We start from the raw sequence: 13,332 nt of genomic DNA on the forward strand, positions 1-13,332 counted from the left end.
TCACCGTGGTGTTACGGAGTGCTTCTCGTACCGGTAGTCGTCCGGGTGGAAGGAGTACCGGCCAGTGTAACTGGGCACGCCGCGCAGGACGTTGTCGCAGTTCGCGCAGCAACCCGCCGGTTCGCCCTTCCTCATGCCACCACCGGTGTCGCCGTGGCCGTCCTTCAACCAGCGCGGGTCGACCCGCATCTCGTCGAGCACCTCGGGGCTCAACGGGACGTCCGGGTTCTCCCGCTGGCGGGCCCAGAGCAACTCGTTGGCCGCCTTGATCTCGGCGTGCCGGAGCGGGATGTCGGTGTGCGCCTTGCCGTCGAAGATGGCGGGATTGCCGTTGTCGAACCGGTTGGGCACGAACACGCCGTCGCTCTCCTGCACGCCGTGCCGCCAGTCCGCCAGGTTCTTGTAGTTGTCCAGCAGCAGCGGGTGCAGCTCCTCGACCTGGAGCGGCTGGTTGGAGCGACCGTTGATGCCCTCGGTGACCATGCCTGTCCGGAGGTCGATCGCCACGGCCGAGCACGGACCGTCCTTGCGGGGGTGCATGTGCGGCGCGATCTGCTCCACGCGCTCCCTCGCCAGGTTGTCGACGTACTCGCCGACCGGGACGCCGTCGATCTCCTCGATGAGGCCGTCGGTGCGCTTGGTGACGCGCGGATCGCCTTCGGGGAACACGTCGAGCACGGCGCCGCGTCGCGGGTCGGGCGGGGGACCATCCGGGTTGGCCCGGGGCGTGACGCCCGGGTCCGCCGTGTTCACCTGCGACAGGTCCAGCGGCTCGGCGACCGGTTCCACCGCGGTCGGCGGCACGTACCGCTCCTCCGCGCCGTCCGTGCCCGTGGTGCCGTCCGGATCGCCCTCGTCGTGCGGGTCCGGGTCGTCGGGATCGTCCCGGCCCCGGTCCCTGGCGTCGGTGGGGTCGAGGTCGTGCTTGTCGGCGTCGTCGGTGCCGGGGACGAAGCCGTCCTCGCTCGCTTTGGTGGTGGTGCCGTCGGGGCGGTGGGTCTCCCACTCGCCGTTGGGCGGGATCCTGGGTTGGCGGTTGCCGTTGGCGTCGATGTCGGCGTCGCTGGTGTAGACGCGGCCCGATGCGTCGGTCCAGGCGGGTTTGGTGGGTGCGAGGACGTCGGCGCCGGTGTGGCGGGAGAGGCGGTTGGCGAAGTCGTTGCTGCCGGCGTCGCAGCCGATGAGGCGGATGGGGGTCTTGCCGTCCCAGCCGTTGCGCCGGAGGAGGTCGCCGTACTGCTCGGGGGTGTAGGTGTGGTTGCCGATGCGGGCCCGGCCGTCGGGGGTGACGTGGACGTCGGCGGTGAAGTAGCGGGGGTCGGCGGGGACGCGGTGGGGCAGGTCGCCCATGTCGGGGTCGCCGCGGTGGTGCGAGATGCCGGCCGGGGTGGTCTCGCCGTGCCGGGCGTGCGCCTCGTCGATGTCCGGCCGGTCGGTGTTCGCGGTGCCGCTGTCCGGCCGGTCGCTGTCGGGCTTGTCGCTATCGGGCTTGTCGCCGTCGGGCCGGTCGCTGTCGGGCCGGTCGCCGTGCGGGTCGTGGTCGCGGTGGGGCTGCGTCCACGGGTCGGTGTCGCGGCGTTGGTCGGGGATGCCGTCCGGGTCGCGGCGCGGTGGGACCTGGGCGTCCGGGTCGCGCCGGGGGGACGGTGTCTGCGCGTCTGGGTGCCGCTGGGGTGGTGGGCCGCCGTCGAACGGCCGGTTCGGGGTGTGCGGCACCGGCCCGTCGCCGCCGCGTGGGCGGGCGAGGTCCGGGCTGCCGTCGCGCTGGTGCGGCGGGCCCGCCGGGCTGTTCGGCGAGTGCGGCGCGTACGGGTTCACCGGCCCGTTGCGAGGTGCGTTGGGGTGCGGTGGACCGGCCTGCGACGGGTTGGTGTGGGACGGCCCGTGGTGTGGCGGGTTCGCGTGCGGCGGCCCGGCATGCGGTGGCCCTGCGTGTGGCGGCCCGGCATGGGGTGGCCCTGCGTGCGGTGGCCCTGCGTGTGGTGGACCGGCGTGCGGTGGCGTCGGACCGCCTTGAGGGCGGGTGTTGCCGGGGCCGGTGTGCGCCGGGCTGGATCCGCCGGAGCCGGTGTGGGACGGGTTCGGGCCCGCGTGCGGACCGCCGTGAGGCGTGCCGGGTCCCGCGTGCGGCGGCCCGGAGTGCGGTGGGCCCGCGTGCGGCGGCCCGGTATGGGATGGCCCGGCATGGGACGGGCCTGCGTGTGATGGCCCTGCGTGTGATGGCCCTGCGTGTGACGGGCCAGGGTGCGGCGGCCCCGCGTGTGACGGGCTGGTGCCGGAAGGCCGGTGCGAGGAGGGCGTGACGTTCTCGGGGCCGCGTGCGGAAGGGACGCCGGAGCCGAGGTCGCCGCGGCTGCCGGGTGTTCCGGTCCACCCTCCGCCGCCGCCCGGACGCGGGCCACCGCCACCGGGTGCGCCGCCACCTCCAGGGGTGCCGCCGCCGGCCGGTGCGCCGCCCGCAGGGCTGCCGGTCGGTGCCGGGGAGCCGGGGTTGGGTTGGTTGGACTGCGGCCCGGTGTTGGGACTGGCGGTCTGCGGGTGGTCGGGGCGTGCCGGGGCCTCGGGGGTCGCGGCGTTGGCCGTGGAGGTGTGGTCGAAACGCGGTTGGCCGGCCGGGTTCGGCGCGCCACCGCCGGATGAACCGCTACCGCCCGAAGAACCGCTACCGCCCGAAGAACCGCCGCCGGGCGAGCCGCCGCCACCGCTGTAGGAACCGCCGTTGCCGGGTGAACCGCCGCCGGGCGAACCGGCCCCAGGTGAACCGGCCCCAGGTGAACCGGCCCCAGGTGAACTGCTGGGTGAGCCGTTGCTGGGTGAGCCGTTGCCGGGCGAACCGCTGCCGGGTGAGCCGACGCCGGAGGGCGTGTTGCTGCCGGTGCCAGGGCTACCGGTGCCGGGGCTGCCGGTGCCGCTGTAGTTGCCGGGACTGGAGCTGGTGGGGGTGTTGCCGCCTGGTCCGCCCCGGTGTTCGCCCACGGGAACGGGCCGGCCGGGGGGCGGGCTGTTGCCTGGCGGAGGGGTGTTGCCCGGAGTGGGGGTGTTGCCGCGGGGCGGGTCGTTGTCCGGGGTGCCGGTGTCGCGTCCGGGGCGTGGGGTGGCGCCGGGCGCGTCGGCGGGGTCGCCGCGGCCGGGCCTGGGGGTGGTCGGGTCGGCCGTGGTGGTGCTGGAGGTGGTGGTGGTGTCGGTGGGGCGGGAGGACGGCGTGGCGGGGTCGCCGGTGCCGGTGTCGCGGCCGGTGCCCGAGGGCGTGCCGCCGGTGCCGCCGGTGCCGTCGGAGGTGTTGCCGCTGCCGCCGGGAGTGCTGGAGGTGCCGGTGGGGGCGTCGACATCGGTCCTGCCGGTCTGGAGGAAGCCGCCCTTCTTGATGTTCTTCGGGTCGAGCACGTCCAGGCCGGTGACCTTGCCCGCCAGTTTGCCGACGACCTTCATGATCTTCTCGAAGACCTCGACCAGACGCTTGAGCATCGGCGAGACCTTCTTGATCGTGTCCAGCAGGTCCTGGATGATCTTGGCGATCTTCGTGGCCCACTTCGAGATCGCGGTCACCGCCTGCGCCACGATCACCGGCGTGCCGAACCCGAGGGTGAACACCGCCTCCAACACCCAGGCGATCAACTTCCCGACCAGGTCGGCGATCAGGTCGCGCACCATCTCGCGCACGAACCCGACCACCATCCCCATCAGGCCCACGACCGTGCCCACCGAACCCGCCGCCGACGCCGCACCGCTCAACGCGTCGCCGTGCACCGCCGAGTTGGTCTGGTAGGTCTGCGCGGCCGCCCCGGTCCAGCCCTCGGTGCCCCGCGCCACCGCCGCCGCGTACTCCTCGGCGACCTTCCCCAGCTCGGCCGCCACGTTGTTCCACGTCGTGGAGTAGGACTCGATCACCGGCGGGTTCCCGGCCAGCCAGTCCAGCATGTCCTTGAGCGGCTGCACGTGCTCCATCAGGAACGACGCCGCGGAGGACATCAACGTCCCGAACGGGTCGATGGCCATCGCCGCGGCGTCCGCGGCCAGACCCACCATGCCCAACCCGCCCGCGACCCAGTTGCCCTCCGCGAACCCGTTGAACGTGTCCATCGCCGACTCCGCGATGGAAATGCCCGTGGCCCAACCGTTGTCACCGGTGCCGGCGTTGAAGAACGCGCCCGACTCGGCCGGGGGCGCCGCCACCAACGGGTTCTCGCCCGCCATCACTCACCGACCTTGAAGCTGTCCCTGATCGCGTCTTCCATCTCGCGGTACTGGTCGACGGTGTCCTTCACGGCCTTGCCGGCGGCCTCCATCGCCTCCACCGCGCCCTGCAACGCGTCGAGCCCCCACTGCTCGACCGGGTCGAGCATCATCCGGAACGGCTGGCAGATGATGCCGTACGCGTCGGTCGGCATGCTCACCGTCTTGGCCGCGTCCACCGCGCCCTGCAACCGCGCGCCGAGGTCGGTCAACTGCTTGCTGTGCGCTTCGAGGCTGTCCGCGACGATCTCGAAACCGGCCATGCGATCCCCCTGGAAGGCTGGACAGGAAAGTGAGGGCGGTCCGACCTAGGAGAGGAAGGACTGTCCGCCGAAGTCGTCGTCCTCGTCCTGCCCGCGCGCGGGCCTGCGCGGCGGCGGCGGGGTGGACGGCGGGCCGGCGGGCGGGGCGGGGCGTGAGGTCGGCGCGTCGTCGTCCTCGATGCCGAACCGGATCTCACGGCCGACCGGCGGAGGCGCGGGTTCCTCGTGCGGCGGGGCGGGGAAGTTGCGCTTCGCCTCGTCGAACAGCACGTTGGCCGTCTCGTCCTGCGTGCCGATGGTCTCGGCCATGGCCTGCTGGAGCAGCTCCGGGATGCGGGACTGCGCGCGCTGCAACGTCCTCATCACCTGGGCCGACACCTCGGCCATCCGCTTGTCCCGCGCGGACTCGGCGATCTCCAGGTTGGTCAGGATGCCGTTCGAGCCGATGGTGAGCCGCACCGAGCCGTCGCGCGAGGCCTCGGAGATGGACAGGCCCTGCACGCGGGCGGCCATCTCCTGGTAGCGCTCGGCCTTCTGCTCGATGCTCTGCCGCCACTGGCCGAGCATCCGCTCGGACGCGCCGATGTCCTCGGGCACGGTGGCTTCCCCCTTGCGGTGACGTTGGTCCATTCAGGATGACGCAATGGTGAACGGCCCGGTTCCGCCTCGCGGCCAAATGCTCCGAACGGAGCACCGGGCGGAACCGGACCGCGGTCCCGCAGCTCAGCTCAGGTCGAGCAGGTCCACCACGAAGATCAGCGTCTCGCCGGGCTTGATCACGCCGCCCGCGCCGCGGTCGCCGTAACCCAGGTGCGCCGGGATGACGAGCTTGCGCCGGCCGCCGACCTTCATGCCCGCGACACCGCGGTCCCAGCCGGCGATGACGCGACCCGCGCCCAGCGGGAAGCTGAACGCCTCGCCGCGGTCCCAGGAGGCGTCGAACTGCTCGCCGGTCGACTGCGACACACCGACGTAGTGCACGTGCACTTGCTGACCGGGCGTCGCCTCGGGCCCGTCGCCGACCGTGATGTCCTCGATCACCAGGTCGGCGGGCGTCGCGCCCTCGTACTTCTCGACCACGGGCTTGGTCGGGGCCATGTGACTCTCCTGTGTGTTGGCGGATCGGTCGCGGCTACTCAATCACGTCACCGCCGGTGCGACCGAACGGCCTACACCGGTGGCCGGAACCCGGCCCGCGCAACCGTTTGGCAGGTTCGTCCCGTCCTGGTGACATGAGGCGATGGTCCTGGGGAACGCGGGCGGCGCTGTTCGGCGGCGCGGCGCTGGTAGTGGGGGTGAGCGCGGCCTCCGCCGTGCCCACGCCGGTGGACGACTGGCGGGTCGTGCCGCCGGTCGAAGCGGTGCCGGTGGAGCTGGTGGCGTTCGACACGTGCGACGCGGCGCTGACCGAGCTGCGGGAAGCGATCTCGCCGCACGTCGGCGTGTACGGGCTGGGGGGCCACGGCTTCCTGGCCAAGGCCGACGGCGACGTGGCGATGAGCAGCCCGGCCGACGCGCGGGCGGGCAGCTCGGCGCGGGAGTCGGCCGCCGTGCCCGAGCACTCGAAGACCAACGCCCACGAGGCGGGCGTGGACGAGCCGGACCTGGTCAAGACCGACGGCGAGCGGGTCGTGACGGTCGCGGACGGCAAGCTCCGCGTGCTGGACGTGGCCACCCAGCGGCTCACGGGCACGCTCGACGTCCCCGCCGGCCACGCCTCCCAGCTGTTGCTGCACGAGGACCGCGCGCTCGTCGTCGGCAGCGGGCAGGGCATGGCCGGGCAGGGCATCGCGGTCGACGGCCCGCACGAGGTGTACTCCGACGACTCGTCGGTGACGCTGGTCGACTTGTCCGGCGAGCCGCGCGTCCTCGGCACGCTCACCGTGCACGGCCGGTACGTCGACGCCCGGCAGGTCGGCGGTGTGGTGCGGGTGGTCGTGCACTCGGGTCCGCGGCTGCCGTGGGTCTACCCGACGGACGGCCGCAGCGAGGCGGAGTCGCTGATCGCGAACCGCGAACTCGTGGCCACCGCGCCGATCGAGTCGTGGTTGCCGCGCTACCGGTCGACCGCCGCCGACGGCTCCAGCTCGGAGGGCGCGCTGGTGGCGTGCGACCGGGTCAGCCACCCGGTGGACCAGCCGGCCACGTCGATGCTGTCCGTGCTGACGTTCGACTTCCCCGGCGAGCTCGGCAACGGCGACGCGGTGACGATCATGGCCGACGGCGACACCGTCTACGGCACCGGCACCTCGCTGTACGTGGCCGACGACCACCACCTGCGGCCGATGACGCGGTCCGCGCCGACCGCCCCGCCGACCACCGCGATCCACCAGTTCGACGTCTCCCAGCCGGGTCCGCCCCGGCACGTGGCGTCCGGCCAGGTCCCCGGCGTGCTGCTCAACCAGTACTCGCTGTCCGAGCACCAGGGGCACCTGAGGGTCGCCACGACGACCGCGGACGCGCCGGGCATCCCGGAGCAGGCGCCCGCCACGCAGAGCGCGGTGACCGTGCTCAAGCGGGACGGCGCGACGCTCGCGCAGGTCGGCAAGGTCGACGGGTTGGGTCTGGGCGAGCGGATCTACAGCGTCCGGTTCGCCGGCCCGGTCGGGTACGTGGTGACGTTCCGGCAGGTCGACCCGCTCTACACGCTGGACCTGTCCGACCCGGCCAAGCCGCGCAAGGTGGGCGAGCTGAAGATCACCGGCTACTCGGCGTACCTGCACCCCGCCGGTGACGGCAAGCTGATCGGCGTCGGTCAGGAGGCCACCGAGCAGGGCCGCACCACCGGCACGCAGGTGTCGCTGTTCGACGTGTCGAACCCGGCCGCGCCGACCAAGGTCGCGGGCCACCACCTGCCCGGCGGGCACTCCGAGGTCGAGTTCGACCCGCACGCGTTCCTGTACTGGCCCGCGCGCGACCTCGTGGTGCTGCCGGTGCTGACCATGCCCGCGGACCGCGCGCCGGAGAAGTCGACGTCGAGCGGCCTGCTGGTGCTGCGGCTCGGTGACGGCGCGTTCTCCGCGTTGGGCACGGTCCGGCACGACGAGTCGAGCTACGACACGGGCATCCGCCGGGCCATGGTGATCGGCGACGACCTGTGGACGGTGTCCGCCACCGGTGTGCGGGTCAGCCGGATCGACGGGCTGCAGACGCGGGCGTGGGTGCCGTTCGCCTGAGCCGCCGGCTCACTTGATCTGGTTGTGGAGCAGGCGGTGCGCGAGGACCGTGCCGCCTGCCATGGCCGCCGGCAGCACGACCAGCGCCGCCAACGGGACCAGGCACAGCAGGTAGGTCGGCACGGCGAAGCCGAGCGTGACGGCCCGTCGCTTGCGCAGCGTCCGCCTGCGCACGTCGAGCTTGAGGCCGCGGCGGGTGAACGGGATGGCGGTCAGCTCGATCGACAGCAGCGTCGCGTTGACGAGCACGGCGATGACCGGCACCACCGTCTGCCCGACGACGGGGATGAACCCGGCGGCGAACAGCGGGATGGCGCACAGGATCGCGATGCCGACCAGCAGCACGGCGTCGCGCACGCCGACCGCCGCCGACCTCAGCCAGGGCACCTGCTCGGCCTCGGGCACGCCGCCGAGGTGCGTGTCCTCGACGGTTTCCGCGATGTGCTCGTAGAACGGGCCGCCGATGATCAACGTGATCGCGGTGAACAGCAGCAGCCCGATCGCGACGAACGCGCCGATGATCGAGAACCCGGCGGCGAACCGCGTGGCCGTGCGCAGGCCTTCGCTCCAGTCGTCGGCGAACGGCGTGACCCAGGCCGCGATGTCGTCGATCCACATCGCGAGCCCCACGACACCGCCGATCAGCAGCACGGTCGTCAGCAACGCCGGGATCGCGCCGATGAGCAGCAGCTTGGGCGACCGGAACACCAGTCCGAAACCCTGGCCGAGCAGTCCGACACCGGTCGAGAAGTCCCGCAGCACCCTGATCACGGCCGGAGCATAGCCGCGGTCGCGCGGGCGAAGCCCCGATCCGGCGGTCGCGCGGCTCTGGGAGCGGTGCCAGGATGCTTGATCTCTGGGGAAGGAACAGGCCATGGCACTGGATCGCACCAACGTGAACGCGGGACGGCCCGACGCGGTGGTGTCGCGCTCGCCGCTGCCCCCGCTGCCCCGGTCGTTATGGGCCAGCCCCGAGGTGCGCGACGCGGTCCGCGAGCGGTCGCCCGGCGCGGTCGTGGCGATCGCGAGGCGGGCGCACGGCCTGCGCCAGGACGAACTCGGCTCGCTCGCCGGGTTCTCCCAGTCGGCCGTCTCGCGGCTGGAGTCCGGCAGCAACATCGCCTACGACCTGCGCGTGCTGCGGCCGTTGCAACGCCTGCTCGGCATCCCGGCGCACCTGCTCGGCCTGGCCGACGACTCGCTGCCGGTGCTGGGGCGCGACCTCGACCGCCTCGCGCCCGGCTTCGCGGGCGGGCTGGACGGCGTGGTCGGCCTCGACCCGGACTCGGTGACCGCGCTCGCCGACGCGGTGGTGCTCGGCGGCGACCGACCGGCCGACGGCGCGCTGAGCCGGCTGCTGGTGCTGCGGCGCGTCGTCAACGACGCGCACAACTGGCGCAGCTCCAGCGCGCTGATGTCCACCACGCGGACGATGTACGACTACGTCGACGTGCTGCGCCGTTCGGCGCGTGGGGAGCAGCGCCGCGGCCTGGTCGGCGTCGCCGCCCTGTACGCCGAGTTCCTCGGCTGGATGCACGAGGAGTCCGACGACCCGCACGGCGCGCTCCGGTGGACCACCCGCGCGCTGGAGCAGGGCCAGGCCGCGGAGGACCGGGACGTGGTCGCCTACTCCTACGTCCGGCTGTCGCAGCTCGCCGAGGCCGACGGTGACGTCGACCGCGTGATCGGGCTGGCCCGTGCCGGTGGCCGCGAGCACGGCGCGAGCCCGATGGTGCGGGCGCTGGCGTTGCGCCAGGAGGCCCGCGGCCTGGCCGTCGCGGGTGACGAGGCGTCCTGCATGGACCGCCTGGACCGGGCGGACGAGCAGTACCGGCGCGTCGAATCGCCCAGCGACGAGGAGTACTGGATCGGCTACTGCCTCGGCGCCGACCACTTCGAGGCCGAGCGCGCCGCGAGCTGGCTGGCCCTGGGCGAGCCGCGCCGGGCGATCGAGGTCTACGAGGACGTGCGGCGACGCCGGTGGCGGCGGATGTGCGTGTGGGAGCGAGGGGTGCACGTGGCCAAGCTCGCGTACGCGCACACCATGGCGGGCGAGGTCGACCACGCCGCGGCGTTGGCCTACGAGGCGCTCGACACCGCCCGCGCCACCGGGTCGGCCAACGTGCTGCGGGAGTTGGGCCGGCTCGGCGCCTGGGAGGGTGCGCGCGACGTGGCGGAACTCGCCCGGGCGTTCCGCTGAACCGGTTCCTATGCGACTTGCGGGTACCACGGCGGCGATTCGGCGTCGACCCGCCGTAACCGGTCGGTCACCGCGCACGATGGGAGGATGACCCGACCGGACGAGCTGGTGACGACGTGAACGCCTCGCAGCGCTCCGAGGAGCCCGTCCTGCTCGTGCGCAGGCGTGGCGACCTCGTGGGGGAGTGGGAGCGCAGCTGCCACCTGGCGCCGTTGCCCGATGGGACGCGGTCGACCCTGGTGACGCTGTGCGGTGAGCGGATCGACGTCGGCACGGCGGAGTTGCTGCCCGAACCCGAGGGCATGCCGTGCGTGGCGTGCCTGCTGGCGTCACCCGCGCGGCAGGTCGGTTGACCGCCGCGCGATCGACGGACGTGCGGTGAATCGGCGTTCGCGATCAACGGGGAACCGGCGTGCGGGGAACCGGTGTGCGCGGTCAACCGACGTGGTGGGCCAGGTCGCGCAGGTCCTTGCGGACGTTGTGCCGGACGAACCGCGCCATGAGCGGGCCGACCAGCCGGTAGTGCCTGCTCGCGTCGCCGCGGATGCGGATGGAGGCCATCGTGCCGCCGGTCGGCGCGACGTCGAACCGGTAGGTCACGTGCATCGGGAACGGCCCCGCCACCGACCGCATCTCCAGCAGCCCCGGCGGCTCGTGCGCCACGACCCGCAGCACGTAGTCGATCCGCTTGCCCAGGAAGTGCGCGGTGCGCGTGACCTCGGCGCCGACGCCGAACCCGCCGCCGGGCGCGGGAGAGCTCAACTCGGCCCGCTTGATGCCCTGCGTCCACTCGTGGTCGTGCCGCCAGTCCATCGCGTACCCCGCCACCACCTCGGGCGGCTGGGGGATGAATCGGCGCGCGGACACGTCCACGCGCCGATTGTCCACCCGGGACCGCGCCCGCACCGGGCGGGCACGGCTGTGGTCAGCGGCGACGGCGGAAGCTGAGCGCCCGCGCGCCGGCACCGACGCCGGCCAGGTGCAACGCCACGCACAGCAGGCCGGCCATGAGCAGCGTCCCGCCGTCCAGCACGGAGCCCAGCGAGGCGTTCACCAGGTCGAGCAGGAGGGCGAGACCGAAGATGACCGCGGCGATGATCGCGAACACGGGGGACCTCCATAGTGGGGTGATGACCACCAGTTACCCCGCCGCGGGAGCTCTCAAGCAGGCGTTCGGCCCAACTTCGAGCCCCGAGCAGCTCAACGGCTCCGCGTTCGGCACGTCGATCCCGTGGAAGCCCGACCGGTCGTGGAACGCGCGGACGGCAGTGTCCGCCGTCCCGATGGCGTAGCCGACCGCGCGGTCCCGGTCGTCGGCCACGGCTCCAGGGCGGTGTAGCGCGTCACGAACCCTTGGTCAGCCGCGGCACGCCGTCGCCCGTCGCGGCCCAGGCCACCAGGCCCGCCACGTCCACCCCGTGCGGCGGGTCGTCGAGGTAGGGGGAGATGTTGCGCGAGCCCCGGCCCAGCAGCGCCGACGCGCCGGCCGCGTTGCCGCGCGCGCCGTGGGTCAGCCCCACGGCCAGTTGCGCCAACCCGCGCCACAGCTCCCGTTCGGGCTCCGGAGCCGCCTTCCACGCGTCCTCCAGCACTTCGTGCGCGTGGAACGGCCGGCCGAGGTCCAGCAGGCGCTGCGCCTCGGTCAGCGCCTCCTCGGGCGTGCGGGGCACGCCCTCCGGTTGGCGCTCGACGCCCGCGAGCCCGTAGGGCAGCGGGCGGCCGAGCCCGTCACGGGGTCGCGCGTTGCGGGCCCGGCCCTGCTCGTCGCGGTCACGTGGGCTGGTCGGCACGTCTTGATCGTGTCACGAAGTCCGCGCGCGCGAAACAGCGCGACCCTGCCCGATACTGGCTGACGTGTCCGAACAGGACTGGGTCCTGCACGTCGACCTCGACCAGTTCATCGCGGCGGTCGAGATCGCGCGCCGGCCCGAGCTGCGCGGCAGGCCCGTGGTCGTCGGAGGAACAGGCGACCCGACGCGACGCGCCGTGGTGGCCACCGCGTCCTACGAGGCCAGGGAGTTCGGCGTGCACTCGGGGATGCCGTTGCGGCTGGCGAAGAAGCGCTGCCCCGACGCGGTGTTCCTGCCGTCCGACCCGCCCGCCTACGAAGAGGTGTCCGCGCACGTGATGGACGTGCTGCGCGAGCTGCCCGCGGTGGTCGAGGTGATCGGCTGGGACGAGGCGTTCCTGGGCGCGCGCACCGACGACCCGGAGGCGTTGGCGGAGGCCGCGCGGCGTGCGGTCGAGGAGGGGACCGGGTTGGCGAGCTCGGTCGGCATCGGTGACAACAAGCTGCGCGCGAAGCTCGCCACCGGGTTCGCCAAACCCGCCGGGGTGTACCGGCTGACCAGGGACAACTGGGTGGAGGTGATGGCCGGGCGGCCGGTGACCGCGTTGTGGGGCATCGGGTCGCGGACCGCGGCCAAGCTCGCGGAGTCGGACCTGCGCACGGTCGCGGACCTGGCGCGGGCCGACCCGGAGGCGCTGGCCGCGCGGTTCGGCCCGGCGATGGGGCCGCACCTGCGGCGGCTCGCGCTGGGCGCGGGCGACACGACCGTCACCGCGACGCCGTGGGTGGCGAAGTCGCGCAGCCGGGAGACGACGTTCCAACAGGACCTCACGGACCCGGACGAGATCGGGGAGCAGCTCCGGCTGCTCGCGCGACGGGTGGTCGACGACGTGCGGGCGGAAGGTCGGCCCGCGGTCCGGGTGGTGGTGAAGGTGCGGTTCGCGCCGTTCTTCACCTCCACGCGGGGCGTGGCGCTGGCCGAGCCGACGATGGACGCCGGGCCGATCGAGGCGGCGGCCTTGGCGGCGTTGGCTAGGTTCGACGACACACGAGCCGTGCGCCTGCTGGGGGTGCGCGCCGAGTTCGCCGGAGGACGACCGTGACCACAGTGGTGTTGAACGGCTCGGTGTCGCTGGACGGCTACAGCGCCGGGCCTAATGTGAGCGACGACCACCCGATGGGCGAGGGGGGCGAACGACTGCACCACTGGCTGTTCGCCGAGGGGTCGGACGGTGACGCGGCGTTCGCGGCGTCGGTCGGCGCGGTCGTGCTCGGCAGGCGGACGTTCGACGTGGGGCTGCGGCACTGGCAGGACACGCCGTTCCCGGTGCCGAGCTTCGTGCTCACCCACGAGCAGCGCCCGCCGCTGGTGATGAGGTCGGCGGCGTTCACGTTCGTCACCGACGGCCCGGAGAGCGCGATCAGCCAGGCCCGCGCGGCGGCGGGGGACAAGGTCGTGCTGGTCATGGCGGCCGCGGAGTCGGCTCGGCACGTGCTGCGCGCCGGCCTGGTCGACGAGATCCGGCTCCAGCTCGTGCCCGTGCTGCTCGGCGGGGGCTCGCGGCTGCTGGACGGCCTGCACCCGACCGAGCTGGAGCGGATCGAGGCGGTGGAGGCGGGCGACGTCGTGCACCTGCGGTTCCGCGTGCTCCGGTGAGCCGGCCGATCCGC

General features: G+C 73.3%; 14 protein-coding genes. 6 read left to right on the plus strand and 8 right to left on the minus strand.

Annotated features, from left to right (window positions below; genetic code table 11):
• From AB0K14_RS31810 to AB0K14_RS31825, 4 genes are all read right to left on the minus strand, one after another.
• Positions 1 to 4,194, minus strand: coding sequence for a hypothetical protein (locus tag AB0K14_RS31810; protein WP_360457391.1), 4,194 nt, complete (start codon positions 4,192 to 4,194; stop codon positions 1 to 3).
• Positions 4,194 to 4,496 carry a type VII secretion target gene (locus AB0K14_RS31815; protein WP_360457394.1) on the minus strand — a complete coding sequence of 101 codons (303 nt, stop codon included), beginning with the start codon at positions 4,494 to 4,496 and terminating at the stop codon, positions 4,194 to 4,196. The genes AB0K14_RS31810 and AB0K14_RS31815 overlap by 1 nt, the downstream gene beginning before the upstream one ends.
• Positions 4,497 to 4,541: 45 nt before the next feature.
• On the minus strand, positions 4,542 to 5,126 hold the full coding sequence (locus AB0K14_RS31820; protein WP_360457397.1) for a YbaB/EbfC family nucleoid-associated protein: 585 nt from the start codon (positions 5,124 to 5,126) through the stop codon (positions 4,542 to 4,544).
• Positions 5,127 to 5,219: 93 nt separating this feature from the next.
• A complete protein-coding gene (locus tag AB0K14_RS31825) occupies positions 5,220 to 5,594 on the minus strand; it encodes an FKBP-type peptidyl-prolyl cis-trans isomerase (RefSeq protein ID WP_360457400.1) in 375 nt (124 codons plus the stop codon).
• A gap of 134 nt (positions 5,595 to 5,728) precedes the next feature.
• Here AB0K14_RS31825 and AB0K14_RS31830 point away from each other — a divergent pair, with 134 nt between their 5' ends.
• Positions 5,729 to 7,672 carry a beta-propeller domain-containing protein gene (locus AB0K14_RS31830; protein ID WP_360457403.1) on the plus strand — a complete coding sequence of 648 codons (1,944 nt, stop codon included), beginning with the start codon at positions 5,729 to 5,731 and terminating at the stop codon, positions 7,670 to 7,672.
• A gap of 9 nt (positions 7,673 to 7,681) precedes the next feature.
• Here the strand turns inward: AB0K14_RS31830 and AB0K14_RS31835 are convergent, their stop codons facing one another.
• Positions 7,682 to 8,434, minus strand: a complete 753-nt coding sequence (locus AB0K14_RS31835) for an EI24 domain-containing protein (RefSeq protein WP_360457530.1) — start codon at positions 8,432 to 8,434, stop codon at positions 7,682 to 7,684.
• A 112-nt stretch (positions 8,435 to 8,546) separates the two neighbouring features.
• Here AB0K14_RS31835 and AB0K14_RS31840 point away from each other — a divergent pair, with 112 nt between their 5' ends.
• On the plus strand, positions 8,547 to 9,872 hold the full coding sequence (locus AB0K14_RS31840) for a helix-turn-helix transcriptional regulator (protein WP_360457406.1): 1,326 nt from the start codon (positions 8,547 to 8,549) through the stop codon (positions 9,870 to 9,872).
• 116 nt (positions 9,873 to 9,988) lie between these two features.
• A complete protein-coding gene (locus tag AB0K14_RS31845; RefSeq protein WP_360457409.1) occupies positions 9,989 to 10,225 on the plus strand; it encodes a hypothetical protein in 237 nt (78 codons plus the stop codon).
• An 82-nt stretch (positions 10,226 to 10,307) separates the two neighbouring features.
• Here the strand turns inward: AB0K14_RS31845 and AB0K14_RS31850 are convergent, their stop codons facing one another.
• Complete coding sequence (locus AB0K14_RS31850) at positions 10,308 to 10,745, minus strand: SRPBCC family protein (protein WP_360457412.1); 438 nt, start codon at positions 10,743 to 10,745, stop codon at positions 10,308 to 10,310.
• 52 nt (positions 10,746 to 10,797) lie between these two features.
• Complete coding sequence (locus tag AB0K14_RS31855; protein ID WP_360457415.1) at positions 10,798 to 10,980, minus strand: hypothetical protein; 183 nt, start codon at positions 10,978 to 10,980, stop codon at positions 10,798 to 10,800.
• Between the two features lie 22 nt (positions 10,981 to 11,002).
• On the opposite strand from AB0K14_RS31855, the gene AB0K14_RS31860 reads away from it, so the two are divergent.
• Positions 11,003 to 11,164: a hypothetical protein gene (locus AB0K14_RS31860; RefSeq protein WP_360457418.1), complete on the plus strand. Its 162-nt coding sequence runs from the start codon at positions 11,003 to 11,005 to the stop codon at positions 11,162 to 11,164.
• Between the two features lie 51 nt (positions 11,165 to 11,215).
• On the opposite strand, the gene AB0K14_RS31865 is transcribed toward AB0K14_RS31860, so the two are convergent.
• Positions 11,216 to 11,662: a DUF309 domain-containing protein gene (locus AB0K14_RS31865; protein ID WP_360457421.1), complete on the minus strand. Its 447-nt coding sequence runs from the start codon at positions 11,660 to 11,662 to the stop codon at positions 11,216 to 11,218.
• 64 nt (positions 11,663 to 11,726) lie between these two features.
• Here AB0K14_RS31865 and AB0K14_RS31870 point away from each other — a divergent pair, with 64 nt between their 5' ends.
• Together AB0K14_RS31870 and AB0K14_RS31875 are read left to right on the plus strand one after the other, a co-directional pair.
• Positions 11,727 to 12,764 carry a DNA polymerase IV gene (locus AB0K14_RS31870; RefSeq protein ID WP_360457424.1) on the plus strand — a complete coding sequence of 346 codons (1,038 nt, stop codon included), beginning with the start codon at positions 11,727 to 11,729 and terminating at the stop codon, positions 12,762 to 12,764.
• The gene (locus AB0K14_RS31875; protein WP_360457427.1) at positions 12,761 to 13,318 is read left to right on the plus strand and encodes a dihydrofolate reductase family protein; all 558 of its coding nucleotides are present in this window, start codon (positions 12,761 to 12,763) and stop codon (positions 13,316 to 13,318) included. The genes AB0K14_RS31870 and AB0K14_RS31875 overlap by 4 nt, the downstream gene beginning before the upstream one ends.
• Positions 13,319 to 13,332 lie beyond the last annotated feature (14 nt).

The organism is Actinosynnema sp. NPDC050801, assembly GCF_040673975.1.
GTDB lineage: Bacteria > Actinomycetota > Actinomycetes > Mycobacteriales > Pseudonocardiaceae > Actinosynnema.